This is a genomic window from Streptomyces sp. NPDC048331, from assembly GCF_043201215.1.
Classification (GTDB): Bacteria; Actinomycetota; Actinomycetes; order Streptomycetales; family Streptomycetaceae; genus Streptomyces.
On the sequence record NZ_JBICYT010000045.1, the window covers coordinates 37,443 to 55,445 of the forward strand.

Sequence of the window (18,003 nt, forward strand, 5' to 3'; positions counted from 1 at the left end):
GTGCGCCGTGCCGGCCCGGCCGTGCGGACCGCGGGGCGAGCGTCGGTGTCTCCACGCTTCACACGAGGTTGTTCGCCATGGCTTCGACGTACTTCTTGATGGGGTGGTCACGCAGGGCGTCGCCGGCGGGGGCGAGGAGGTCGGCGGTGGCGCCCTTGACCCGGTCGCCCAGTGCGCTCGTCAGCGGCATGGAGGAGCGGATGCGGCCGCTCGCGTTGATGTAGTGCAGGGTGTCGACGTGGGTGTAGGCGGGCTCGGGCGGCAGTTGCGGGACGATGTCGTTGTTGTTGACGTAGCGGTGCAGTCGGTCTTTGAAGCCCTTGTTGCAGGAGGCGGCCAGGAGCCGGTCGCAGGTGCGGGGCTGGCCGTAGGTGTAGATGCCGTCGGCCTGCAGGCGCGGCTCCTCGAGGTACATGCGGCAGCCGGCGAGCATCGCGAGTGCGCCGCCGAGGCTGTGGCCGGTGAACCATACGCTCTGGTCGTCGTCGCGGAAGTCCGCGAGCGCGTCCCTGACGGTGGGGAAGACCGAGTCGAGGGCCTGGCCGAAGCCGTAGTGGATGTAGCCGGTCCCGCCCGGTCCCGGCCACGGGGGTGTGGTGGCGTCCGAGAGCCAGTCCCGGATCTGTGCGGGCTCGGTGCCCCGGAATCCCGTGATGATCATCTTATCGCTGGCGATCGTGTACGCCTGGGTGTCCTCCAGCGGGAACGGCGGGGTGAACCGGGTGTGGTGGTGACGCACCCGGTCGAAACCCCAGCCTCGGGCCTTGGCTTCGATGGTGGCCTCGTCCTTGTAGGCGAGGTCGGCGGCCTGGACCATCCAGTACGCGAGCTGGGGGCTGTGCTTCCTGGCGGTGTGGTCGATCGTCGACGGTACGGACACGGCTTCTCTCCCGGCCATGGTGGGTGGTGCGTGAGACCGTCCGCGGAGCATCGCACGGACGGATGCCGCCCGGCCCGGTCGCGTGCCGGAACACCGGCCCAGGTCGGCCGGGCAACCAGACGCTAGCCGGGAGCCGGTGCGGTTCCCGGCTCCCACTCCCCCGACCGGTGCGCAGGAACGATCCCTCGTCACCCGAACGGACCGGGGCCGGCCACGGGCACGGCAGCCCCACCCGTACCCGCCCGGATCTCAGGACGGCCGCGCGCGGCGGTCGCGGTGCAGGTCCAGGGTGGCGCAGTGGAAGGACCCGCCGAGGGCGTGGACGTTTTGGAAGGGCAGCGGCAGGGGCGTGAAGTCGAGCTCGGCGAGCAGGGTCTGGAGCTTGTCGTCGGCGGCCTCCACGAGCACGTGTTGTCCGTCGACGACGAGCAGGTTCATGCTGATCCAGGCACTGGTCATGTAGAGCGGAGGCTCGGTGCGCGGGTCGGGGTGCGGGGCGGGGACGAGTTCCCAGTCCGCCATCGGGGTGCCCGCCAGCGCGGCAGGATCGATCCGGTCCGGGTTGTAGAGGGCGAGCCCTTCCCGGAGCGGGCACAGGGTGGCGTCGATGTGCATCGCGTGCGGATCGTCCGGCCGGACCAGGTACACCTGGACGTCCCCGCCCAGGCGTGCCCGCAGGTTCTCGATGCCGGACCGGTTGGTGACGTGGCTGCGCTGGCCGATGAGTGTGCGCGGGCCCAGGCGCAGGAAGTCCGCGGCGTCCCAGGCCGGACGGGCTTCGCCGATGACCCAGTCGTCAAGCTCTGACGGCGGTCCTGCGCCGACCGGGTCGATGTTGAAGTCGACGGCCGACGGCAGCCACCTGGCCCCGTCCCGTCGGCACTGCTGTACCAGTGGCCAGTACGCCAGCAGTTCGTGCCGCCGACTGCGCCAGGCCGTGGACGCCTCGACGATCGCATCACCCATCACGAGCAGGGCGTCGCGCGGCATGGCCGCAGAGTACCCGCCCAGCCCCGACCAGGGAACCTGGCGCGGACGGTGCACCCGACACCCCAGCTCTTCCAACAGCTCTGCGAGGGCCTGGAGCTCGCGCTCGGCGTCCTCCACGATCCTCGGTGGGAACGGGTGGCCGGGACGGAACTCATCCCAGTGCTCGCGCGGCATGGTCGCCTCGACCATGCGGCGGTCCTCGGCCGGGAACATCGCGCCGTACGCGGTGCCGACCAGCACCTCGCGCAACGGACTCCATTCGTCGCACGCATCGACCCGCACGGTATCGCTCATCGCTGGAACGTGCGGTTCATCTCGGCGATCCGGCCGGCGTGGTAGCGGATGCTGGGATGGATGGTGCGGGCGTCCGGCGGCAGGACATCCGCTTGTGCCTTGATCTTGTCGGTCAGTACGGGTTGGGCCGCCCCGGTGAGCCGCAGGACGCCGGGGGTGACACTGGCCGCACCCAGGACCCGCAGTGTGCCCGGCGCGTCCCGGAGGCCGTTGACCTCCGAGCCGTCCGGCCCGAGCACCGCGGCCAGCAGGGTGCCTGGGCCCAGCAGCGTGGCGGCGCCGCCGGGGTAGTCGGCCTCCTGGCCGATGGTGTAGACGATACGGCTGAAGGTGGAGAGGCGGCCCTGGAGATCGGCCGTGCCGAAGCGGCCGGTGGTGGTGTACCGGACGGTGACGGGCAGGTCGGTCGTACGAAGGGTCGGCTCCCAGACCGGCAGGGAGAAGGCCCCGATGGCCGGCAGGGTGTTGCGCCGGTTGAAGCCGCCGCTGACGAAGCTGAGGTCCCGCTGGATCTCCGTCTTCCGTGCCGGGAGCGCCGCATCCCACTCGGCACGCAGTCCCTTGGGGTCCAGGGCGCCTTCCGGGCCCCTGGGGTAGTCGGCCTCGAGCTTTCTTGCCGGGCGCGCGCCCCAGGTGACCTGACGGGTGACGTAGTGGGCTTGTTCGACCTCGGAGGCGCCGCCCGCACCGCCGCCGACCACGAGCAGGTCGTCGTCCGCACGGTAGTCGGCGCTGGTGTTCTGCCCGCCGTACTGGACCCGGTGTGCCCGGACGAGGGCGTCGAGGCGGGTCAGCGTCTGCGGTGGGAGGGTGGTGCGGTCGACAGGCTCGCCGCTCAAGGTCAGGACGACGGCCCCGGTCACCGGGTGGACCGAGTAAGGGGAGTTCTGGTCCGCGACGAACCTTGGGTCGCGATAGCCCTCGGGCCGGAAGCCGAGCCGGGCTCGCAGGTCCGGATCCAGAGACGCCGGGTCGACCGCCGCTCCGTCCGGGGTGTACGTCGTACGGTTCTGCGGGTCCACCGAGTAGCGGGACTCGGGGTCGATCACGCGGCGTTCGGTGGGCCGGCCCAGGGGATCGAGCAGGAACGGCTCGTACAGCCTCTTCGGTGTGCCCTCGACGTTCTGCACACCGAGCAGCCAGGCGGCGTTCGCGGGCAACTGCCCGGTGTACGGCTCGCCCTGGGGATCGAGGATCCGGGTGTCTCCGGCAGGGCCGAACGCCACTTGGTAGCCCGTACCCGGATCGACGAAGGTCCTGCCGGCCAGCTGGTCGCCGGTCGCCTGCGGGATCCTGGGCGGGCCGAGACCGGTGGCCAGGTCCAGTGAGCTCGCGTACAGGGTCCGTCGGTCGCCGGTCGTCAGGCGGTACCGGGCTCCGGCCGGCCAGTCCGCCGCGGCCGTCCCGGCCGGCCGGGCTTCGATGCCGGTGACGTTCGCCTGGTACGTGGGCATGCCCGCCAGGGCCCGGGCCACACCGACCGCCCGCCCGAAGGCGGTGGACATCACGAAGTCGCTGCGGTCCTCGGCGAAGTCACCGGGCTGGAAGGGGGCACCCGGCAGCTCGTTGTCCATCGCGGGCTGGGTGAGGCGGAACTCGCCGAGATCGTTGACCACTCCGTAGCCCGCGGACACCGTCAGGACGGGCGGCACATCGGCGCCGGCATCCGCGACCGGGGGAAGGGTGAGGTAGTCGACCGTGGCGGCCCATCCACCGCCGACGATCACGTGCGGGATGACCGGCAGCTGCACGTCACGCGCGTTCAGGGATTTCGTCAGCTCGGCGTCCGCGGCCGTCCGCCGGGCGATCACGCCGTCGGCCTGCTCGCGCAGCACGCGGCGCTCGCATTCCCGTTCGGCGCGGATGTCCTTCAGGCTCGCCTGTGAGCCGGTCTGGCGGGCCAGCTCGAGCACCTTGTCGAGAGCAGCGGCGGACCCGGGCGCCAGCACGCGGACGGAGGCGGCTCGCGCCGCCGCGGCCGCCACGCCGACGAGCGGCGCGTTGCCTTCCATACGGTGCACGGGGCGGGACGGCTCCTCGTCGAGCAGGCCCATCGCGATGGCGGAGCCGAGCGCGGCCGTCTTCACCCGGGTCGTGGCGCTGGGGAGCTGGTCGCCGAGGATCTTCAGGGCGGTGACCCGGCCGATGTCCCTGGGGCTGAGCGGGATGCGGCCGGCGCTGTCGGCGGTGGTGAGCACGCCCTCGGTCAGTCCGCTCGTGACGTCGAGCCGCCGGTTCTGCGACCGGTCGGAGACGATCGCCGCGACCTCGGCGAGCCGGGCGGCGACCGCCTGCCGGATCAGATCGGCCGTCGCCCGGTCGGAGACCCGCACCACAGCCGCGCTCGACCCGAGGAAGTGCACGCTCGCCACCGGCGCGTAGGCAAGCGTGCCCGGCATGCGTACGTGCTCCACGCCGACCGTGAAAGACCCCTGGCCGTCGGGGAGCAGCACCCGGCTCCCCACCACCCGGGCCCCGGCGGGAAGGGGCCCGGCGGTCAGCGCGACGGTGATGGCGGCCGCCGTGCGGGCGGCACTTGCCGTACTGAGCTCCTTGCCGCCGAAGTCGAGGCCGGCGGAGGCATGAGCGATCGGCCCCGGGGCCGCACATGTCGTGGCGCGTTCTCGGATTTCCGCGGTGAGCGCGTGTGCGCTCTGAGCGGCGGGGCCGAGCGAACCGCCGAGCACGGCGCCGATGCCGCACCAGAGTGAAAGCGTCCGCCGGATCCGTGGGAAGTCACCGTGCATGGAAGCCAGGCCCTCCTGTCACCGTGGGCAGCCTCGGACCGCCCACGTCATCACAGTGAGGAATGGTCACAGCATGCGGGTTGACGTCGAGGGGGGAGTCGGAGGATTCACCTGCCTGATCGTTTCGCCGTCGCCCGAATGCCCGGCTGCGCGGCGGACGACCCGCTGTCGGCCTCCTACGCGTGAGCCGGGTCTGTTCCGCGGGAGCCCGGCCGACAGGGCACCGGAGTGCGGCGGAGGCCGCCCGCGGGATGGGCGGCCTCCGGCCGGTTCGAGGGTGGAGTGTCAATCGCCCGCGCCCGTGGTCGAGCGGTGGCGCCAGAAGGGCTCCCGGCCGTAGTGCGCGGCAGCCGTGTGATGGGCGCGGCGTTCCGCCAAGTGCCGGGCGAACGCCCCGGCCACCAGCTCCGCGTACCCGGCCGCCGCCGCCTCGTCGCCGTCCACCAGGCCCAGCGCCGCGTGCGCCGCCGGGCGGGCCAGCTCCAGGGCGTGCCGCAGTCCGGATGACGACAGCGGGTCCACCGACAGCGCTGCATCACCCGCCGCCACTAGGCCCGGCGCCCAGGGAGGTGCGGCGCGGCCGACGGTGGCGACACGCTCCGCTGCCGGGCGGGGCAGCGGTCCCGGGCAGCGGAGCCGGGCCGCGGTGTGCGGCGGCGGCACGCAGGGGGCGCGACCGCCCGCCCCCTGTACCTGAAGCACCGTCAGGTCGCCGCCCGGGGCCGGACCTGGCGCGGTGTACCACCAGCCGTACGGAACCGCCTCGACCAGCGACCAGGGCTGCGGTCCCGCCTCGGCGGCCGGGATCCGCCAGACCGTGCAGCGTAGCCGGTCCGCCCGGCGCCGGGCCAGCCGCCCCCGGGACACCGCACTGGACGCGCCCGTCGAGTCGACAACCACGGGCACGGGCACAGGACCGTCGTCCAGACCGGCCACCCGCCAGCCGCCGCCCCCTGCCCGCTCCGCCCGGGCCCGGGCCCGCACCACCCGCACGCCCGCCTCCCGGGCAGCCATCCTCAGGAGACCGTCCAGGACGCGCCGGTCCACCGCCCAGGGCGGCCCGTACGGGTTGAACAGCATCGAGGCCTCGTCGACCGCCGACGGGTCCGCCCACACGCTCCGTGCGCCGTGCACCGGTCTGGCCAGGGCCGCCGCCCTGCCGTCCACGCCCATGCGGCGCAGCACGGCCCGGGCGGCCGGTGCGAGCTGCTGCCCGACCGGCTGCCAGGGCGCCCGCCCGTCGTGGGCGAGCACGACGCGCGCCCCGGCGGCGGCCGCCTCCCAGGCGACCGCCGCACCGGCGGGCCCGCCGCCGACCACCACGAGGTCGGCGACGGTCACGCGGGCTCGTTCCCGGTCAGGAACCGCTCCCGCACGAAGGGGTGCCCGAGCCGCGAGTAGCCGATGGCCCGCAGCCGCGTCCCAGGCGGTGCCGAGGCGAACGCGATGGCGGCGGCGGGCACCGCCGCCCCCTCCGCGTGCTCGACGGGCGTCTCGGTCCCGTCGGGTGCGACGAGCGCCAGGCTCTCCATCCGCCGATCGTGCTCTGCCGGAACCGCTCCGGCCACCTCGGCGCCCTCGGCGCCATCACCGTGGTGGGCGCGGCTGCCCCGCACTGCGGTCGTCGGCGCCGCCAGCCGTGTGCCGTCGAACTGGATGCCCGATTCGGTCGCCACACTGAGCCGGTACGGCACCGGCTGCGCGCCCGCGTCCGACGACGTGCCGAGGACGATGCGCCAGCGCCCCTCCCGGGCGTACCGCGCCGGCATCACCTCCACGGGCAGGGTCAGCCTCACCACGACCGCGTCCGGGAACACCGTCCCGGTCATCCGGACGTCGTCCTCCTCCACGTCCGACCCGTACGGGGTGACCACGCGGACCGTCAGGCCGTCGGGCCGGGGCGTGCGGACGGTGATCTCCACCATCCGGTCTTCTTCCGTGAGCCGGACCGGCCAGGTGTGCTCGCCGCCGGGCGGCAGTTCCGCGTGTCCGTACGCGGCGAGGTCGATGCCGGCGAGGTCCTCGGGCAGTGCTGTGGCGGCGGGCGGCCGGTCGTCGTCCCACAGGGTGGTCAGCTGGCCGTCGGGCAGCGGATCTCCCGCGAGGGTGACCTCGGGGTGGCGTTCGACCTCCCGGAGGCGGCCCTCCCCGTCCGGTCGCACGAAGCCGAGCGCGTCCCAGTTCTTGGGCATGTCGTTCATGTCCTCCGCCCATGCCCGGGTCCACTCCTGGTGGCCGAGTTCCGGCTGGTCGCCCGGAACGACCTGGTTCGGGCGGGGTACCGGCCACCAGTTGTCGGCGCATGCCCAGAAGTCGGCCTGCCAGGGGATGGCCATGCGTTCGGTGACCGCGCCCTCTTCGAGGCGGGGGGCGAAGCGGAAGTCCTCGTACGGCTGTGCCCAGTTCTTCAGGTCTTTGAAGAAGGCACCGGCCTCGATGCCGGGGGTGAAGGACTCCCCGACACACGCCTCGAGCGCCGCCCGGTCCAGGCCTCGCGGGGTGACGGTGCGGTGGGGCCGACGGGGCCCGCCGGCCGGCCAGTCGCGGACGAAGGCGCCGTCGCGCCACTTGCGCAGGTCGCGCAGTTGTACCGGCGTGAGCGTGCCGTACCTCTGGTCCTGCCGCTCGTAGCTGTGCACCCGCGGCATCTTCTTCTCGTCCTGGTCGCCCGTGCTCCGGCGCAGCCAGCTGTAGATCTTGCGGCGGGCGTAGTAGCCGTAGATCGGCTCGGGCCAGCCGGAGTGCATGCCGGCCGCCCCCTCGTTGACAGCGCCGATGAAGCGGGCCCGGCGCAGAACAGGGGCGATGTCCTCGGTGTACGACGGGATGGCCATCTCGTCGTCCAGGGAGAACTGGTCGCGCAGCCGTTCCCAGAGGGTGACGGGGTTGTCGAGGCCGGGCGCGTACTTGGGCGGGGTGACCACGACCCAGGCCCGGGTGGCCTGGATGCGCTTGCCGTTGATGGTGACGACCGCGTCGACCGGGCCGTCCGAGGTGTCGTCCCACCATCCGTCGTTGTTGAACGCGTTCTCGAGCTTCTTGCCCTCCGGGCTCTGCGCGGCGCCGCTTCCGCCGAGCACCAGCAGACGGCCGGTGGTCGGTTCGGTGCGGATCTCGCCGAGGCAGACGTCCGCCGAGTGCTGTGTGAAGGAGATCCGCTTCTTCTCGAACACCGCGGTCAGGCCGGGCCGGTCGAGGGAGAGTTTCTTCGGCTTGATGACCAGTTCTTCGCGCCCCACGTCCTTGTTGCGCAGTTGGTCGGTCTCGCGGCCCCGGGGGACGAAGATCTTGGCAGCGGCCTTGAGGTTGGCGAGCCGGACCGTCCACTCGATGGACACGTGCCCCGGCTTGTCGGTGAGCTCGACCCAGCGCTCGCCCTTCTCGTCGTATCCGTAGCAGCGGAAGCGGACGGCCTGCCGCTTGATGCGGCCCTGGGCGTCCTTGAACCTCCCGTCCGCCGGCTCCGGCGGGATGCCCGGGACCTCCGGTCCGAGGAAGTAGCCGTCCGGGTCGGTGCTGTTCCCGACGCGGGCGAAGCCGATGGCGGGGTGGATGCGGACGTGTTTGACGGAGGAGAGGTCCAGCTCGCTCATTGCTCCACCCCCAGCGGCACGATGAGGAATTCAGGCCCGTACTTCGGGGTCCCCGGCTCCCGCTTCTGGAGATCGATGAGCTCACGGACCCTCTGGTTGAGGGCCACCATGGCACCGATCGGGTTGGGGTCCTCGTCGCCGGGCCGGCGGTCCGGCGGAGAAGTCCAGTCGCTCTGCAGCTCCTTGACCATCTTGGTGAAGGCCTTGTTGCATGCGTCCAGGGCCTTGCGGACCGATGCCCCGGGCGCGTCACCCCAGCCGTCGCGCGGTACGGCCCCGAGCGGGTACAGGGTGGCGCGCTTGATCGGGTCGCCCTTGAACTCCCACTCCTTGCCGTCGACCGGATGCGGCAGCTTGCGCATCCGCCTGCCGTACCAGTACTCGCCGAAGCGGTAGTAGTGCGCCAGGTCGGCCGGGTCGTCGGTGCCGGTGGGCCGTTTACTCGTGCCCTCGCCCTGCTCGGTGATGATGTCGATGGCCTTGAGGGCGTCCTTCAGATTCTTGACCTCGAAGAGCTCGTCGCCCCCGATGCGGCCGGAGACCTGCCTGCCACCGCCGGGCAGGTCCGGCTTGTTCCGGAACAGGTCCTCGAACGCCGTCCTGATGTCCCGGTAGAACTCGCCGATGGTACGGCTCGGACTGAAGGTGGCCAGCGGCTTGCGCGGCTCCTCGATCTTCATGAAGAGCCGCAGCGCGTCGTTCTCGTCCTCGTCACGGCCCGACACGCCCTTGATCTGGATGTCCAGTTCCTCCAGGACCTTGCCGGGCAGCCCCTTGGAGGGGTAGGTCGGCACTTTGCCCTTGATGTCGGGCTTGCCGCCGATCGCGACGAGCATGTTGCAGGCGAGGCCCATGTGCAGCATCTCCTGCCAGGCGATGCCGAGCAGGGCGTCGGCGAGGTCGTCGGCCGGGTCCTGGACGCACCAGTAGGCGTACAGGTACGGCGGGATGGTCGAGAACTCGATCTGGACGGCCAGCTGGAGGCAGTCCCGCAGCCATACCACATCGTGCTTCTCCTCCGCGAGGAGGCCGGCGACGGTTGGCTCGGCTTGGGTGGTCGTGACACTCATTGGACTCCTTGTGCTCCTTTGTGCTGGTCGTGAGGAAGGAACCGAACCCTGGTGAAGGGGAAGCCCAGTTCCGATACGCCGCTTACGGTCAGCCGCAGCGCGGCTCCGTCAGCGGTGGCGGGGGCGGGGGCGGGGGCGGGGGCGGGGGCGGGGAGAGCGAAGGTGCTCTCGCCGACCGGGTCGAGGGTCGTGCCGTTCGGCTCGTCACCGGGTACGGAGAGGACGGCGGAGAACACCCGGCCGCCTTCGACGGCGACGGTGGAGCCGTCCGGTGCGACGCCGATACGGACCCCGCTGTCCGCCTGGGCGGTGAACTGGTACGCGACCGGGCCCGCGCCCGTGGCCCGCACGACGACCTCCCACAGCCCCTCGCGGGCGAACCGTTGGGGCGCGACCTCCAGCGGCAGGGCACACCGCACCTCCAGAGCGGCGCATTCACGGGCGGTCGTCAGGCGGGGGTCGTCCGCTTGCAGGACGGTGCCGTAGGAGGTCCGGACGGTGACCGAGAGGGCGGCGCGGTCGGCTGTACGGAGCCTCAGCGTCAGACTCCGGTCGGCCTCGGTGAGCCGGAGAGGCCATACGTGCCCGGCCCCGGGGAGCAGCTCGCCGCGCCCGTATCCGACGAGGTCGACGCCTGCGAGCTGCCCGGCCTGCTGCCAGATCCCGGCGTGCCCGTTACCTCCCGGCCCGGGGCCTGCAAGGGCGCTGTTCCACTGCCCCGTGGCGAGGGGCGGCAGCGGGACCTCGGGCGGATCGTCACGCTCGGCTTCGACGTACCCACCCGGGGGGTCGTGAACGACGAACCCCAGCCGGTCCCAGACGTCGACCATGTGCCGGATGTTCTCGACACCCCGCTGCCAGCCCTGGTACCCCAAGCCGGGCACAACGACCTCGTTGGGCCGGGAGACCGGCCACCAGAACGCGCCGCACGCGTAGAAGTCGGCCTGCCAGGGCACGGCCATGCGGGCGGTGACATCCCCCGGCCCGATCCTCGGGTGGAAGCGGAAGCCACCGTACGGCTCAGCCCAGTTATCGGGGTTCAGGAAGAAGCGCCCGGCCTCGATTCCGGGCTCGAAGACGGTGCCGACGCAAGCCTCTAGAGCGGCGCGATCGAGTCCGGACGGGGTGATCTCCCCCTCCCCGTCGCCCGGCTCGACCTCCGGGTTCCAGTCCCGCACGAAGTCCCCGTCGCGCCATCGCACCAGGGCGGCGTACTGACGGCGGGTGAGGTGCGGCCGGGGCTTGCCCGCCAGCTTGGGCATCGAGTTCCCGACCTCCCCCTTGGGGTTCTCGTATCCTGGGGACCGCAGCCAGCCGACGATCTTCCGCCGCCCGTAGTGCCCGTACAGCGGCTCGGGCCAGCGGGTGTGGACACGCCCCCCGGCGGCCCGGTTGACGGCCCCCACGGTCCGGGCACGGCGGAGGATGGGCTCGATGTCGCGTGTGTACGACGGCGGCGGTCCGCCGCCCGGGGGCCCGTTCGCGAACAGGTCGGTGAGCAGGTCCCATACGGTGACCGCGTCTTCCAGCCCGGGAGCGAACTTCGGGGGCGTGACGAGGACCCAGGCCCGCTCGGCGCGGATCGGGTCGCGCCCCCGGAGGTGGACGACGGCCTCGACGGACCCGTCGCAGGTGTCGTCGTACCAGCCGTCGTTGTCGGCGAAGTTGTCGCAGGGCGCGCCCCTGGGAGACCCGGCGGCTCCGCTCCCCCCGAGAACCAGCAGCCGCCCCCGCTCATCGGTCCGCACCTCCCCGAGGGATACGTCCACTCCCGCGAACGCCCCGCCGTCGAGCCGGTGCCGCTCTCCGGGACCGCTCAGCGTGCGGGCGCCCGGGTCGATGACGAGGCTGCCGGGCTCCGCCCCCTTGTTGCGGGGGGCGTCCCCGGTGAACCGCAGGGAGGCGCCCTTGCGGTTCACCACGTGCACGGTCCAGTGGACGGCGACGACCCCGGGGGTGTCGGTGAGCTCCGTCCAGCGCTCACCGCGCGCGTCGTACCCGAAGCACCGGAACCGCGCCGCCTGTCGTTTGATCCGCCGGTGCGCGTCCTTGAACCGGCCGCCGCCGGGATCGGGGGGCGCGCCTGGCACCTCGGGCCCGACGAAGAACGCGTCGGGGCTGTTGCCGAGCCGAGCGATGCCGATGGCAGGGTGGATACGGACGGACGTGATGTCTGCGAGGTCCACGCATCGACCCCTAACTGTGAGTAATTAATCCGCACTCACAGTAACCGAAAATGTGTCCACTCCTTCGAACCTTGGTTCATGGGCGCGGCGCGGGGGGCGGCAGTGTCAGATGCGGGGACGGCCGACGGCTTGCTGGTAGCAGAACAGACCGGCGGGGTCGTAGCGTCGCTTGACGGCGACGAGGCGGTCGTAGTTGCGGCCGTAGTAGGCGTGCTGCCAGTCGTAGAGGTCGGGGTCGGGGAAGTTGACGTAGGCCGCGCGGGTGGAAAGGAGGCGGCCGAGCAGGTGATGGGCGGCGCGCGTCTGTTCCAGGAGGATGCGAACCTCGCTGGGCGGGGTGCCGGGCTTCCAGTGGGTGCCGATGTCGATCACGAAGGTCGCGCCGCGGTGCGGGTAGACCGTCTCGTCCGGGCGGGGCGCGGCGCTGTCGCCGCCCATGGCGAACAGGGTCACGTAGCCGGTGGCCCGGCCCGGTCCCGGCTGCCAGCCGCGTGTCCAGTCGGCGACGGCGGCCACCGTGTCGGGAGTGGGCCACCGGTTGGGGACGAGGGACTTGGAGGCGTAGGCTTCCTTCGCTCCGAGGGGTTCCATGAGGTAGTCCTGCGCGTGCCAGAATCCGCGTTCCTCGATGAAGGTCCGCGTCGGTCGCAGCTGCAGGAGGGGCGTGAACAGGCGTCGCAGGGCGTTCCCGTCGCCGAGGCGCTGCCCGAGGAGCCAGAGCGTGGTGGTGCCGTCGCCTGCGTGCTTGAAGCCGACCCGGACGTCGAAGTCGTTGGTGCGGTCCGCGTCGATGATGTGCCGGAGTTCTTCCATCACCTGGACACCCGCGTCCAGCGCGAAGGTCAGGTCGAATACGGTGGCGCGCAGCCGGGCGACGGAGACGGCGTCGAAGACGAAGCCGGTGTTGATGCCGAAGTTGCCGCCGGCTCCGCCCCGGCAGGCCCAGAACAGGTCGGCATTCTCGTCGTCGGCCGCCCGTACCAGCGTCCCGTCGGCAAGCACGACCCGGGTCTCGATGAGCCGGTCGCAGGTAAGACCCCACTTGCGGTCGTTGAACCCGAGCCCGCCGCCGAGGGTCAGCCCGGCGACACCCACCTCCGGGCAGCGCCCACCGGGGAAGTACAGGTCGGCCGCTCGGGCGGCGTACACGTCCGAGTTCGTGGCGCCGCCCCCCAGACGCAGCCGCCGCCCCTGTGGGCACCTCCTTCAATGCGCGCAGACTGATCACCAGACCCGGGGTGGTGGAGTATCCCGCGTAGTTGTGACCCCCGGAACGCGGCGCGAAGGGCACACCGTGCTTGGCACACCACCGGATCGCGGCCGTCACATCGCCCTCGGTCGCGCAGGCGAGGACACCGGCAGGGCGGACGGATGCGTACCGCTGGTTGTCGGGGGTCGCCCGTGCCGCGTACTGCGCGGCCCCTGGGCGGAAGAGACCGGCCGTCGGACTGAGGCTCCGCCTCAGTTCGCGCCACGCGGCCTGCTCGACACCCTCGTCCGAGAAGAGAGGACGGGCGACGGCCCCATCGGCGGGGGTGCGGGTGGCGGCGCCCGCACCCCCGCCGCCCAGCCCGATCAAGCTTCCGGCGGCCACGACGGCCGCTCCGGTTCGCAGTACTTCTCGACGGCCGGTCTCCACAGGCGAACCCCTTCGCGGTGAGCTCGGGCACCGGGCAGTAGACCCTGGGCACAAGCAGCTGAGGCCCTGGCTGACGGGCCGCACCCACGATGAGGGCAACCGGGACAGTCACACACTGTGACACCAGAGAATGACGGCGATTCACGCGAAAGGAGCGAGACACCCGTATGCGCGATACATGCTGACCAGCCGTAGTAAGGGATCCGCCTCCTACCACCCGACGATGGGCCTGGCACACTACGGCGATCCGTTGCCGCAACCGGTGGGAAGGGCTTTTTGACGCCCAGTCATCTGGTCGCGCATGGCGCGGGAGACGGTCGTCAGCGGGCCGGAGGCCGCCCACGGCCCGCTCGGCCTCTCAGCCCTTTCGCCAGGGTCGTTGCGCGATGCGCTTTAGTCCGGGACCGGCTCCGGGCAGGCGAGTGCGAACATATGACCGAAGGCGAGAGGTGCCGCAGCGGCAAGAAGTTCTACCGCGTGCAGGAGTTCACCGTCTACGCAGTGTGCGTACGGGACGACGGCTGACGCCCAGCGGAAGTCCCGCGCTTCGCTCTGTGTGGGTTCGCCCCACTGGGCTCGGCCCAGGAGACCGCCCGGCAGGCCGGTCAGGCGATCTTCACCATGGACACCCGCCGACCAAGCCCGAGCACTCCCCACCCTGCGCACACCAGCCCGCCCGACCTGCGAGTACGGGCGCGGCGTCACGCCGGCCGGTTGTCGCGGGTCCGGCCGGCGAGGGGAGTGAAGTCGCGGGACGCGATGAAGCCGGGGCAGCGGGCGGGAGCGGCGAACGGTTCGAGCGGGGTGTTCTCCACGCTGTTGAAGACGACGAAGACGTTGCTGCGCGGGAACGGGGTGATGTTGCTGCCGGAGCCGTGCAGGCAGTTGGAGTCGAACCAGGTCGCGGAGCCGGCTGGGCCGGTGATCAGGCGGATTCCGTGCTCTTCGGCCATGCTTGCCAGGGCCTCGTCGCCGGGTGTGCCGGCCTCCTGCACACGTAGGGAGGTCTTGTAGTTGTCGGCGGGGGTGGCTCCCGCGCAGCCGACGAACGTGCGGTGGGAGCCGGGAATGATCATCAGGCTGCCGTTGGTGTCATGGTTGTCGGTGAGCGCGATCGATACCGACAGGGCGCGCATGCGGGGTAGGCCGTCCTCGGTGTGCCAGGTCTCGAAGTCGGAGTGCCAGTAGAAGCCACTGCCCCGGAAACCGGGCTTGATGTTGACCCGGCTCTGGTGGATGTAGACCTCGGAGCCCAGGACCTGGCGGGCCCGGTCAGCCAGGCGCTCGTCGCGCACCAGGTCGGCGAAGACGCCGCTGAGCTTGTGTACCTCGAAGATCGAACGGACTTCCCGGGAGTCCGGCTCGATGACCGTGCGCTCGTCCTCCCGCAGCTCGGAATCGTCCACCATCCGCTGCATCTCGGCCTTCAGGGCCGCCACCTCGGGGGGCGTGACCAAGTCGTCCATGCTCAGGAAGCCGTCACGCTCGTAGGAGGCGAGGGCCGTGCGGCTGAACGGGCCCGGCGCGGAGGCACCGGGAGACGGCCAGACGACGGGGTCGCAGCGTTCGGTGATCGTCTCGGTGGGGCCGCGGCTGGGATAGAGGTCGGTGAGAGTGGTCATGCCCGCTCACCGTCCGGCGTCATCAGCGGGTAGACGCCATCCGCGTCATGGTCCTCCGGCCCGACGACGGGCGGATTGAACACACACAAGCACCGGAAGTCGCTCTTGGGGCGGACGGTGTGCTTCTCGTGCCCGTCCAAGAGGTACATGGTGCCGGGGACGATCCAGTACCGCTCGCCGGTCTCCTCATTCGTGAGCTCGGCCGCACCCTCCAGGCAGACGACTGCCTCGATGTGGTTGGCGTACCACATCGACGTCTCCGTGCCCGCGAACATCACCGTCTCGTGCAGCGAGAACCCGACCTGCTCACGGGCCAGGACGACGCGCTTGCTGTGCCAGGTCCCCGAAGCCGACCACACATGCCGGTCAGTACCCTCAAGGTCCTTGAAAGAGCGAACGCTCACGCCTCATCACCTTCCCGTGCCGGAACGCATACAGGACGGACAACCGATAGGCAGCCACCCGCCGGACGCCCCCACCCACTCTGGAACCGGCAGGCCGAATCGGCACGCCCTGCGCGTCGAACGGATGGCCCACCTCCGGGGTGTGGGCGGACGTGCGGGACCCGGCCGCACGACGTTGTCGCGCGGGCCCCGCAGCGGGCCGCCTTCTCCCGCTCCGTCGTCGGAGGCTCGACGCCGAGGTCCACCTCCGACCGCTTGTGTTGAGGCCGGTCGCCGCCACGCCATCGGCGTAGAAGCGGCGGGGTGGCGCACCGCTGCGCGTCACCTGCGCCGGGCGACGTCGACCGGCCACACGCTGGTCACGCGCCGGCTCGGACACGGCGCAGGCCGCCAAGTGCGCGGACGCAGGGCCGATACGGCCACTTGCACGCCCGGCTCGCGGGCAGAAACAACACGATCGATACTCACCGTGACGATATGTTGCTCGCTGTGACTGCGGGTTGTCGTCGGCTTTCCCGTCCCATAGTGCCTGACAGGCACCCGCAGCGGCCCCGGGCCGCCCGTACGCGAGTGCCGCGCACCCCCATCAGGGAGTCCCACCCATGACGGATGTCAGCTTCCGCGCCAAGTCAGTCCCTCAGTTCGCCTTCGGCCCGGGCCGTGAGCCCTGGGAGCAGATCCTCAAGGAACAGGGCCTGCTCAACGGTCATGCCGCCCCGATCAGTTCGCCGACGGCCGACCCCCGCGTCACCTATCCGGCCGAGACCGGCCTGGACCTGTGCGACTTCGAACTGGACTACCGCGGTCTCAGCGCCGCCCAGCGGCTCAGGGCTCTGAACATCATGGACGAGTACCTGGACAGGACGCGCCGGCAGATGCTCGGCTACCAGGTCACCCAGGACATGAACGGCTATCAGGTGGACCTCGCCCGGTTCATGAAGCACCACATCAACAACGTCGGCGACCCGTTCCGTGCCGGTGGCTACAAGCCGAACACGAAGGTCGTCGAGCGCGCGGTCCTCGACTACTACGCCTGCCTGTGGAACGCGAAGTGGCCGCACAAGGCGGACGACCGCGATTCGTACTGGGGGTACGTGCTGTCCATGGGCTCGACCGAAGGCAACATGTACGCCCTGTGGAACGCCCGGGACTACCTCGGCGGCAAGGCGCTGATCAAGACCGAGCGCGACCCGTCCGGAGCGCTCCGCTACGTCCAGGCCGCCCCGAACCTGAAGAACCCGAACGCCTACAGACCGGTGGCGTTCTACTCCGAGGACACCCACTACTCGTTCGCCAAGGCCGTCCGCGCGCTGGGCGTCGAGACCTTCCACGCGGTGGGCGAGGCCCTGTACCCCGGAGAGTGCCCGCTGGTGGGGCCCACGTTCGACATCCCGGAGTGGCCCACCGAAGTGCCCTCCAGGAAGGGACCGTCGGGCTTCTCCTCCGACGGTCCCGGCGAGATCGACATCGACGCCCTGGTGACGCTGGTGACCTTCTTCGCCGCCAAGGGCCACCCTGTCTTCATCAACCTCAACCTCGGCAGCACCTTCAAGGGCGCGCACGACGACGTCCGCACGGTCTGCGAGCGCCTGCTGCCGGTCTTCGAGCAGTACGGGCTTGTGGACCGTGAGGTGGTGTACGGCAAGGACAGGAACACCGGCCAGCCGATGGTCGACCGCCGCCGGGGCTTCTGGATCCACGTGGACGGCGCACTGGGAGCCGGCTATGCGCCGTTCGTGCGGATGGCCTCCAAGGACCCGGCGAAGTGGGGCTGGACCCCCAAGAAGAACCTGCCCGATTTCGACTTCGGCCTGACGGTGCCCAGCGGGGAGTACGGCAGCGTCGACATGGTCTCGTCGATCTCCATGAGCGGCCACAAGTGGCCGGGCGCCCCCTGGCCGTGCGGCATCTACATGACGAAGGTCAAGTACCAGATCGCGCCGCCGTCCCAGCCGCAGTACATCGGCGCACCGGACACCACCTTCGCCGGATCGCGCAACGGCTTCTCGCCGCTGGTGCTCTGGGACCACCTGGCCCAGCACTCCTACCAGGACCAGGTCGACCTGATCAGGAATGCCGAGGACCTGGCATCGGACCTGTACAACCAGCTCCGGGAACTGGAGCAGCGCGAGCACATCGAGCTGTGGCCGGCGCTGACCGAGGGCGCCATCACGGTGCGGTTCCGCCGGCCCAGCGACGAACTGGTGGAGAAGTGGTCCCTGTCCTCCCAGGACGTGCTGATGGATCCGCACGACAGGACGACCCGCCGCCGGTACGTGCACGTCTTCCTGATGTCCTCGGTCGACAAGGAGAAGATCAGGGCCCTGCTGAATGACTTGAGCGAGGACCCCGCCTACCGGGTACCGGTCGCCCCCGCGCCCGCACCCACGGCAGCCGAGGCCCCGATCGAACTCGCCGACGGCGCGCTGTCACTCGCCGCACTGCCACTCACCGGAGGCGGCTTCCAGTAACCGGCTCGGCCGCCCCCTCTCTGTCAGCCTTGGGTGAGACGTCCCGCTTCGTCGGGTTAGCCTGAGAGGGCACGACAGGAGAACCACCCCCTCATGACCAGCACCAA

The 18,003-nt window shown here is 71.1% G+C and carries 11 protein-coding genes and 2 pseudogenes; 1 reads left to right on the forward strand and 12 read right to left on the reverse strand.

All coding sequences use genetic code 11. The features are described from left to right. Nucleotides 1–58: 58 nt before the first annotated feature. The 12 genes and pseudogenes from ACGFYY_RS36660 to ACGFYY_RS36715 all read right to left on the reverse strand — a co-directional run bounded on the left by ACGFYY_RS36660 (nucleotide 59) and on the right by ACGFYY_RS36715 (nucleotide 15,425). Nucleotides 59–880 carry a lipase family protein gene (locus tag ACGFYY_RS36660; protein WP_393716257.1) on the reverse strand — a complete coding sequence of 274 codons (822 nt, stop codon included), beginning with the start codon at nucleotides 878–880 and terminating at the stop codon, nucleotides 59–61. Nucleotides 881–1,129: 249 nt separating this feature from the next. Further along, nucleotides 1,130–2,164 (reverse strand): amidinotransferase, encoded by a 1,035-nt coding sequence (locus tag ACGFYY_RS36665; protein ID WP_393716259.1) that lies wholly within the window; start codon nucleotides 2,162–2,164, stop codon nucleotides 1,130–1,132. Further along, nucleotides 2,161–4,911 (reverse strand): hypothetical protein, encoded by a 2,751-nt coding sequence (locus ACGFYY_RS36670; protein ID WP_393716261.1) that lies wholly within the window; start codon nucleotides 4,909–4,911, stop codon nucleotides 2,161–2,163. The genes ACGFYY_RS36665 and ACGFYY_RS36670 overlap by 4 nt, the downstream gene beginning before the upstream one ends. Before the next feature lie 285 nt (nucleotides 4,912–5,196). Next, nucleotides 5,197–6,252 carry a tryptophan 7-halogenase gene (locus ACGFYY_RS36675; RefSeq protein ID WP_393716263.1) on the reverse strand — a complete coding sequence of 352 codons (1,056 nt, stop codon included), beginning with the start codon at nucleotides 6,250–6,252 and terminating at the stop codon, nucleotides 5,197–5,199. Next, complete coding sequence (locus tag ACGFYY_RS36680; protein WP_393716265.1) at nucleotides 6,249–8,504, reverse strand: LodA/GoxA family CTQ-dependent oxidase; 2,256 nt, start codon at nucleotides 8,502–8,504, stop codon at nucleotides 6,249–6,251. Before ACGFYY_RS36680 ends, ACGFYY_RS36675 begins: the two co-directional genes overlap by 4 nt. After that, nucleotides 8,501–9,574 (reverse strand): ferritin-like protein, encoded by a 1,074-nt coding sequence (locus ACGFYY_RS36685; protein ID WP_393716267.1) that lies wholly within the window; start codon nucleotides 9,572–9,574, stop codon nucleotides 8,501–8,503. Before ACGFYY_RS36685 ends, ACGFYY_RS36680 begins: the two co-directional genes overlap by 4 nt. Beyond that, nucleotides 9,571–11,760 carry a LodA/GoxA family CTQ-dependent oxidase gene (locus ACGFYY_RS36690; RefSeq protein WP_393716269.1) on the reverse strand — a complete coding sequence of 730 codons (2,190 nt, stop codon included), beginning with the start codon at nucleotides 11,758–11,760 and terminating at the stop codon, nucleotides 9,571–9,573. Before ACGFYY_RS36690 ends, ACGFYY_RS36685 begins: the two co-directional genes overlap by 4 nt. Nucleotides 11,761–11,865: 105 nt before the next feature. Continuing rightward, nucleotides 11,866–12,573: a BBE domain-containing protein gene (locus ACGFYY_RS36695; protein WP_393716277.1), complete on the reverse strand. Its 708-nt coding sequence runs from the start codon at nucleotides 12,571–12,573 to the stop codon at nucleotides 11,866–11,868. Nucleotides 12,574–12,744: 171 nt separating this feature from the next. After that, nucleotides 12,745–12,945, reverse strand: a pseudogene (locus ACGFYY_RS36700) (FAD-binding protein); the annotation flags it as partial. 25 nt (nucleotides 12,946–12,970) lie between these two features. Continuing rightward, nucleotides 12,971–13,483, reverse strand: a pseudogene (locus ACGFYY_RS36705) (FAD-binding oxidoreductase); the annotation flags it as partial. Nucleotides 13,484–14,100: 617 nt separating this feature from the next. Beyond that, nucleotides 14,101–15,021, reverse strand: coding sequence for an ectoine hydroxylase (gene thpD, locus ACGFYY_RS36710; RefSeq protein ID WP_393716271.1), 921 nt, complete (start codon nucleotides 15,019–15,021; stop codon nucleotides 14,101–14,103). Continuing rightward, nucleotides 15,018–15,425 carry an ectoine synthase gene (locus ACGFYY_RS36715; protein WP_393716273.1) on the reverse strand — a complete coding sequence of 136 codons (408 nt, stop codon included), beginning with the start codon at nucleotides 15,423–15,425 and terminating at the stop codon, nucleotides 15,018–15,020. The genes thpD and ACGFYY_RS36715 overlap by 4 nt, the downstream gene beginning before the upstream one ends. A 602-nt stretch (nucleotides 15,426–16,027) precedes the next feature. Here ACGFYY_RS36715 and ACGFYY_RS36720 point away from each other — a divergent pair. Then, the gene (locus tag ACGFYY_RS36720; RefSeq protein WP_393716275.1) at nucleotides 16,028–17,896 is read left to right on the forward strand and encodes a histidine decarboxylase; all 1,869 of its coding nucleotides are present in this window, start codon (nucleotides 16,028–16,030) and stop codon (nucleotides 17,894–17,896) included. Nucleotides 17,897–18,003 lie beyond the last annotated feature (107 nt).

What these genes read in the sequence shown, in the direction of transcription:
- ACGFYY_RS36665 (WP_393716259.1), bottom strand. Translation starts at nt 2,164, where the DNA reads ATGAGCGATACCGTGCGGGTCGATGCGTGCGACGAATGGAGTCCGTTG.
- ACGFYY_RS36670 (WP_393716261.1), bottom strand. Translation starts at nt 4,911, where the DNA reads ATGCACGGTGACTTCCCACGGATCCGGCGGACGCTTTCACTCTGGTGC.
- ACGFYY_RS36680 (WP_393716265.1), bottom strand. Translation starts at nt 8,504, where the DNA reads ATGAGCGAGCTGGACCTCTCCTCCGTCAAACACGTCCGCATCCACCCC.
- ACGFYY_RS36685 (WP_393716267.1), bottom strand. Translation starts at nt 9,574, where the DNA reads ATGAGTGTCACGACCACCCAAGCCGAGCCAACCGTCGCCGGCCTCCTC.
- ACGFYY_RS36695 (WP_393716277.1), bottom strand. Translation starts at nt 12,573, where the DNA reads ATGGAAGAACTCCGGCACATCATCGACGCGGACCGCACCAACGACTTC.
- thpD (WP_393716271.1), bottom strand. Translation starts at nt 15,021, where the DNA reads ATGACCACTCTCACCGACCTCTATCCCAGCCGCGGCCCCACCGAGACG.
- ACGFYY_RS36720 (WP_393716275.1), top strand. Translation starts at nt 16,028, where the DNA reads ATGACGGATGTCAGCTTCCGCGCCAAGTCAGTCCCTCAGTTCGCCTTC.